The organism is Blastococcus sp. TF02-8 (genome assembly GCF_003319175.1).
Lineage (GTDB): Bacteria > Actinomycetota > Actinomycetes > Mycobacteriales > Geodermatophilaceae > Blastococcus.
The window spans coordinates 92,957-99,413 of record NZ_QOHK01000010.1; the positions used below are offsets into that span (position 1 = coordinate 92,957).

Annotated in this window: 5 protein-coding genes; 3 read left to right on the plus strand and 2 right to left on the minus strand. The window is 73.5% G+C overall.

The window, feature by feature from the left end:
• Positions 1-31 precede the first annotated feature (31 nt).
• Positions 32-1,711: a signal peptidase I gene (locus DQ237_RS17140; RefSeq protein ID WP_113801348.1), complete on the plus strand. Its 1,680-nt coding sequence runs from the start codon at positions 32-34 to the stop codon at positions 1,709-1,711.
• A 2-nt stretch (positions 1,712-1,713) separates the two neighbouring features.
• Here the strand turns inward: DQ237_RS17140 and DQ237_RS17145 are convergent, their stop codons facing one another.
• Both DQ237_RS17145 and DQ237_RS17150 read right to left on the minus strand, forming a co-directional pair.
• Positions 1,714-2,232, minus strand: a complete 519-nt coding sequence (locus tag DQ237_RS17145) for a GNAT family N-acetyltransferase (RefSeq protein WP_113801349.1) — start codon at positions 2,230-2,232, stop codon at positions 1,714-1,716.
• Entirely contained in the window at positions 2,232-3,113 is an 882-nt protein-coding gene (locus DQ237_RS17150) for a PHP domain-containing protein (RefSeq protein ID WP_240619705.1), read from the minus strand. Before DQ237_RS17150 ends, DQ237_RS17145 begins: the two co-directional genes overlap by 1 nt.
• A gap of 35 nt (positions 3,114-3,148) precedes the next feature.
• On the opposite strand from DQ237_RS17150, the gene DQ237_RS17155 reads away from it, so the two are divergent.
• Together DQ237_RS17155 and DQ237_RS17160 are read left to right on the plus strand one after the other, a co-directional pair.
• The gene (locus tag DQ237_RS17155; protein WP_113801350.1) at positions 3,149-5,365 is read left to right on the plus strand and encodes a RecQ family ATP-dependent DNA helicase; all 2,217 of its coding nucleotides are present in this window, start codon (positions 3,149-3,151) and stop codon (positions 5,363-5,365) included.
• 53 nt (positions 5,366-5,418) lie between these two features.
• Positions 5,419-6,045 carry an alpha-ketoglutarate-dependent dioxygenase AlkB gene (locus DQ237_RS17160; protein WP_113801351.1) on the plus strand — a complete coding sequence of 209 codons (627 nt, stop codon included), beginning with the start codon at positions 5,419-5,421 and terminating at the stop codon, positions 6,043-6,045.
• Positions 6,046-6,457 lie beyond the last annotated feature (412 nt).

Here is a 6,457-nt window from a genome sequence, read left to right on the forward strand (position 1 = left end):
CGCCGCCCGCCCCGTGGTCGGGTGTCTCCCCATGACTTCCACGTCCAAGGTCGCCAGCACCAGCGCGTTCCTCGCGCTGGTGCTGGCGACCCTGTGGTTGTTCTGGCCCTCGGCGCTCGGTGGCGGCACGACGTACGTCACCACGCAGGGCGTGAGCATGGAGCCGCGGTTCCACACGGGGGACCTGGCCATCCTCAGCCAGGCCGACACCTACTCGGTCGGTGACATCGTCGCGTACCACAGCGACTCGCTCGACACGATCGTCATGCACCGCATCGTCTCGGCGGACTCCGACGGGTTCGTCACCCAGGGCGACAACAACGACTGGCTCGACCAGGACCACCCGACCGAGGACGAGATCCTCGGCCAGCTCTTCCTGCGCGTGCCCAAGGGTGGCCGCGCCCTCGACGCCCTCACGTCCCCGTGGGCCGTGGTCGTCGTCCTCCTCGCCGTCGTCCTCGTCGTGGGCGCGGCCCGGCCCGTGCGGGAGCGTCGCGCCCGCCGCCGTCGGACGCCGTCCCTCTCCGTCGCCTCCTTCTCCCTCACCGCGGCCGACCTCCAGCGGCTCCCGGACACCGTGTCCATGCGCGTCCGCGCCCGCGCCCGCCAGGTCGCGCTCGCTTCCGGGGCCACCGCGCTGGTGGCCGCGATCAGCGCCGGGGCACTCTTCCTCGTGCCCGCCGACGAGGACGCCGGCGAGACCGTCGCGGTCACCGAGCGCGGGCAGTTCGCCTACACCGGCAGCGCCGAGCGCGGCACCACCTACCCCACCGGCGTCATCGAGACCGGCGACACCGTGTGGGTGAAGCTCGCCACCGGTCTGACCGTCTCGTACGCGAGCGCGGTGACCGCTCCGGGCCTCGCCGACCTCACCGGTGCGCTGCGGCTCGACGTCTCGATCGAGGCGGCGGACGGCTGGAGCACGTACCTGGACAGCGGCTCGGTCGTGCCCCTGCAGAACGGTGCCGCCACCGCGAGCGTCGTGGTCGATGCCGCCCGGGCGACCTCGGTCCTGGAACGCCACTACGCAGAGGTGGGCAGCTCCAGCGGGGGCGCCACGCTCCGCATCACGCCCACGACCGCCACCTCCGGCACCGTCCAGGGCACGCCGTTCGAGGCGGACCCGCCGGCCACCCTCGCGTTCACGCTGGACGGGACGTCGCTGCGCCTGTCGGGCGAGCCGGAGACCGTGCTCACCACGAAGACCGAGACCGTGGTGACGACCGACCAGGTGGCGCCGCGGACCCTGGAGATCGCCGGCCTGTCGCTCACCCTCGCCGCCGCCCGTGGTCTCGGTCTCCTCGTGCTGGCTCTCGCGCTGCTCGTCACCGCGGGTGCGTTCTGGCTCAGCCGGTCCGGTCGCGGGGACACCGCCGACGAGTTCGCCGTCCGCCACGCCGACCGGATCGTGCCGGTCGCGGCCTTCCAGGCCGCCGGCACCGTCATCGACGTCTCCGACGCCGAGTCCCTCCACCGCGTCGCCGAGCGCTTCGACACCGTGGTGCTGCACCACGCCGGCGAGGACGAGGACACCTTCGCCGTGCGCGACGTCGACGCCACCTACCGCTTCGTCGTCCCCGGTGCCGCCGAGCGCCGCCGCGGGAAGCCCCCGGTGCCCGCGCCGTCGCGCACGTCCGCGGCGCACTCCTACGAGCCGGACCTCACGACGCCGCTGCCGCGGGCGGGCGGATTCCGGGGCCGCCTCGCCTGAGGTCAGACCGGCTCGGCCGGGTCGTCCTCGTACGGCCCGAGCTCCCGCTGCGTCCAGAGGACGTCGCGCCACTGCCCGTGCTTGAAGCCGATCCGCCGGTAGGTGCCGATCGGCTCGAAGCCCATCGCGGCGTGCAGGCCCTCGCTCGGCTCGTTCGGCAGCGTGATGCCGGCGACCGCCGTCCGGAACCCGCGTCCCGCCAGCCGGGCGAACAACGCCTCGTACAGGGTGCGGCCGCCGCCGCGCCGTCGTCGGCCGGCGTCGAGGTAGACGCTCACCTCGCACGACCACCGGTAGGCGGCGCGCTCCTTGTAGGGGCCCGCGTAGGCGTACCCGGCGACGGCGCCGTCCTCCTCGAGCACCAGCCAGGCGTGTGCCCGCTGTGCCGCCGCGATCCGCGCGCCCATCTGCGCGGCGGACGGCGGATCGAGCTCGAAGGTGATGGCCGTGCCGGTGACGTACGGCGCGTAGATCGCCGCGCAGGCCACCGCGTCGTCGGCGGTGGCGTCGCGAACTCCCATCAACGGCGCCAGAAGTCGAAGCGGTCGCGGCCCGGCCGGAAGCCGGCCGCCTCGGCGACGGCGACGGCGAGCTCGAACTTCTGCCCGACGGCGGCGGGGGCGTGGGCGTCGCTGCCGAAGCTGACCGCCTCCCCGCCCTCCTCGTGGAACCAGCGCACCTGGTCGGCCGAGGCGAGCGGGCTGCTGGTGTTGATCTCCAGCGCGCGGCCGCTGCCGGCCAGGGCGCGGAACGCCGCCCGGTACTCCTCCTCGTAGTCCTTCTCCACGTACCGGTGGCTGCCCCCGGGCCAGTACCGCCGGGGGAAGTCGACGTGCGCCAGCACCTGGAAGACGTCGCTGCTCTCGATCATCCCGACCATCTCGCCGAGGTAGCGGCGCATGGTGGCGTCGGCGTCCCCGTGCAGCAGCCGCCCCACCCCCACCAGTCGGCCGTCGTCGTCGGCGAGGGAGTGCAGCGAGCCCAGGATGCGGTCCACCGGTGCGCCTTCGAGGTGCCGGGCGATGCTCGCTGCGAACAGGTGCGGCTCGCCGGTCTCGATGCCCGACAGGATGCGCAGCTCCGGGAACCGGTCGCGGACCTCGGCGAGCTCGGCGACGTAGCCCTCGACGTCGATCGGCAGCTGGTGGGCCGGGTAGCGGTCGACCAGCCCCTCCTCCGTCGCCCGGTCCTCGGCGTGCCAGACGGTGAAGTCCAGGTGCTCGGTGAACGCGACGGCGGGCAGGCCCAGCGCGACGGCCCGCTCGCAGGCCTTGCGCATGGTCGAGGAGTCGGGGGTGTCCCACGACCAGTGGGTGTGCACGTGGTTGTCGGCCGGAAGCTGCCCCTGGTGGTCCATCGCCTGTGGATTCTCCTCCTCCGTCCCCAGGTCGCGCGCGGCCACCCGTCCTGTCGGCGCCGGTGCCTACTGTCGTCGTCATGAGCACCGCTGCCCCGCCGTCCGAGGTCGCCGCCGAGGCGCTGGAGATCCTGCGCGAGCTCACCGGCCGTCCCGACGCGGTCTTCCGGGAGGGGCAGGACGCCGCCGTCGCCGCGCTGGTCGAGCGGTCGCAGCGCGCCCTGGTCGTGCAGCGCACCGGATGGGGCAAGTCGGCGGTCTACTTCGTCTCCACCGCCCTGTTGCGTCGCCGGGGCAAGGGTCCCACCTTGCTCGTGAGCCCGTTGCTGGCCCTGATGCGCGACCAGGTGGCTGCTGCCGCCCGCGCCGGCATCCGCGCCGTGGAGATCTCCAGCGCCAACGCCACGGAGTGGGACGACGTCGCCGCGCAGCTCGCCGCCGACGAGGTCGACGTGCTGCTCGTGTCCCCCGAGCGGCTCACCAACCCGCGCTTCCGCGAGGAGCAGCTCCCCGGGCTGGTGGAGCGGTGCGGTCTCCTCGTCGTCGACGAGGCGCACTGCGTCTCGGACTGGGGTCACGACTTCCGCCCCGACTACCGCCGCATCCGCGACCTGCTCGGCACCCTCCCGACCGGCACACCCGTGCTGGCGACGACGGCGACGGCCAACGAGCGGGTGGTGGAGGACGTCGCCGAGCAGCTCGGCGCCGGGGGCGTGCAGGTGACGACGGTGCGCGGGCCGCTCGCCCGCGACTCGCTGCGTCTGGGCGTGCTGCGCCTCCCGTCGGACCGGGCGCGACTGGCCTGGCTCGCCTCGCACCTGGACGACCTGCCAGGGAGCGGCATCGTCTACACCCTGACGGTTGCCGCCGCCGACGAGACGGCGAACCTCCTGCGCGATGCCGGCTACGACGTGCGCGCCTACACCGGCCGGCTCGACGACGCAGACCGCAAGGACGCCGAGGAGGCGCTCCGCGAGAACCGGGTCAAGGCGCTCGTGGCGACCTCCGCGCTCGGCATGGGCTTCGACAAGCCCGATCTCGGGTTCGTGGTGCATCTGGGCGCCCCCTCGTCGCCGGTCAGCTACTACCAGCAGGTCGGCCGCGCAGGCCGTGCCGTCGAGCACGCCGACGTCCTCCTCCTCCCCGGCCCCGAGGACATCGCGATCTGGCAGTGGTTCGCCACCTCGTCGATGCCGCGGGAGGACCACGCCGCGGCCGTGCTCTCGGCGATGGCTGATGGCAAGGACTGGTCCGTCGCCCGCCTGGAGACGGTCGCCGACGTCCGGCGGTCGCGACTGGAGCTGCTGCTCAAGGTCCTCGCCGTCGACGGTGCGGTGGAACGGGTGCAGGGCGGCTGGCGGTCCACCGGCCGGCCCTGGATCTACGACGCCGACCGCTACGCCCGGGTCACCCGCACCCGGGAGGCCGAGCAGCGGGCGATGCTCACCTACGCGAAGCCGGTCGACGAGGCCGAGTGCCGCATGGCCTTCCTCCAGTCCGCGCTCGACGACCCGACCGCCGCGCCCTGCGGCAGGTGCGACGTCTGCGCCGGCCCCTGGTACTCCACCGACGTCCCCGAAGCGGCCGCCGAGAAGGCCTCCGCTGCGCTCGACCGCCCGGGGGTCGAGCTCGCCCCGCGGGCGATGTGGCCCACCGGCGCCGATCGCCTGGGCGTCGATGTGAAGGGCAAGATCCCACCGTCCGAGCAGCTGGCCACCGGCCGTGCTGTCGCCCGGCTCACCGACCTCGGTTGGGGCCAGCGCCTGCGTGCCCTGCTCGGGGACGACGGCGTGGGCGGGGTGGTCGAGCTCGAGGCTCCGGGCCTCGAGGAGGACCCGGACGCCGCGTTCGACGTCCCGGTGCGGCGATCGGTCTCCGACGTGCCGCCCGACGAGGAGCTGCTCCGCGCCTGCGGACGGGTGCTGGCTGCCTGGGACTGGGCAGAGCGCCCGGCCGCCGTGGTCGCGATCCCGTCGCGGCGCCGCCCCCAGCTGGTGAGCGGCGTGGCCCAGGGGCTCGCCCGCATGGGCAGGCTCCCCTACCTCGGGGAGCTCTCCCTCGCCCACGGCGGCCCGACCGGCCAGCCCGGGGGGAACAGCGCCTTCCGTCTCGCGGCGGTGTGGGATCGCATCGTCGTCGGGCCGGAGCTGCGGGCCCGGTTGGCCGAGGTGGCCGGGCCGGTCCTGCTCGTGGACGACCTCGCCGACTCGCGCTGGACCATGACCGTCGCCGGACGCGAGCTGCGTCGGGCCGGCGCGTCCTCGGTCCTGCCGTTCGCGCTGGCGCTCACCGCCTGACTTCTCCACAGGTTTTCGCACACATGTGCGAAAACTCCGGGTAGCGTGCGGGCATGACGCTGGCACACCAGCCCTCGATGTGGGATCTCGCCGAGGAGGCGACCCTCGGCTCTCTCGACACGGTCGTCCGGCACCAGCTGGGCCGCGGTGCGTGGGTGGACCACCTCCCGGGGTGGGTGTCCGGCTCGGACGAGGTGCTCGAGGTGCTGCTCGGCGACATCGGCTGGCGCGAGGACCGCCGCCAGATGTACGAGCGCGAGGTCGCCGTCCCGCGCCTCCTGCGCTGGTACGGGGGCGGGGAGCAGCTCCCGCACGCGCTCCTCACCGCCGCCCGGGACGCACTGAACCGTCACTACGGCCCTGAGCTCGGCGAGCCCTTCGTGTCCGCGGGGATGTGCCTGTACCGCGACGGGCGGGACAGTGTCGCGTGGCACGGCGACCGGATCGGCCGCGGCCGGTCCACCGACACGATGGTCGCCATCGTCTCCTTCGGATCGCCCCGCCCGTTGCTCCTGCGCCCGGTCGGGGGCGGGGAGTCGCTGCGCTTCCCCCTGGGCCACGGAGACCTCGTGGTGATGGGCGGGTCCTGCCAGCGGACGTGGGAGCACTGCATCCCGAAGACCACGAAGGCCGTCGGGCCGCGGGTCAGCGTCCAGTTCCGACCGCGGGGCGTCGCCTGACGAAGGGCCCCCTCCCGCACTGGGCGCGGGCCCCTGGGCGGGCGTTCCGGGGCGCGGGGGACCCCCCCTGCAGAGGCCCTCAGAGGGCGTGTACTGTTCTCCCTGCGCCCCACGGGAGCCCGAAAGGGCCACGGAGGAGCCCCCGGAACGGGGATGCTCCGGAAGCGGCGTAGAGTTGGACATCCCGCCAGGAGCGAAGCCCGGAAGGGTCGAGTTTCTGCGCGTCCGCTCCTTGAGAACTCAACAGCGTGCCGAAAGTCAGTGCCAAGTAATACCCCGTGCCACGGCTCGTGCAGTCGTGGCTGGGATTCCTTTGGTTGATTGATATCGAGAGTGTCAGCTCTCGGTTCTCAGCCGCGATCAAATCATCTACGGAGAGTTTGATCCTGGCTCAGGACGAACGCTGGCGGCG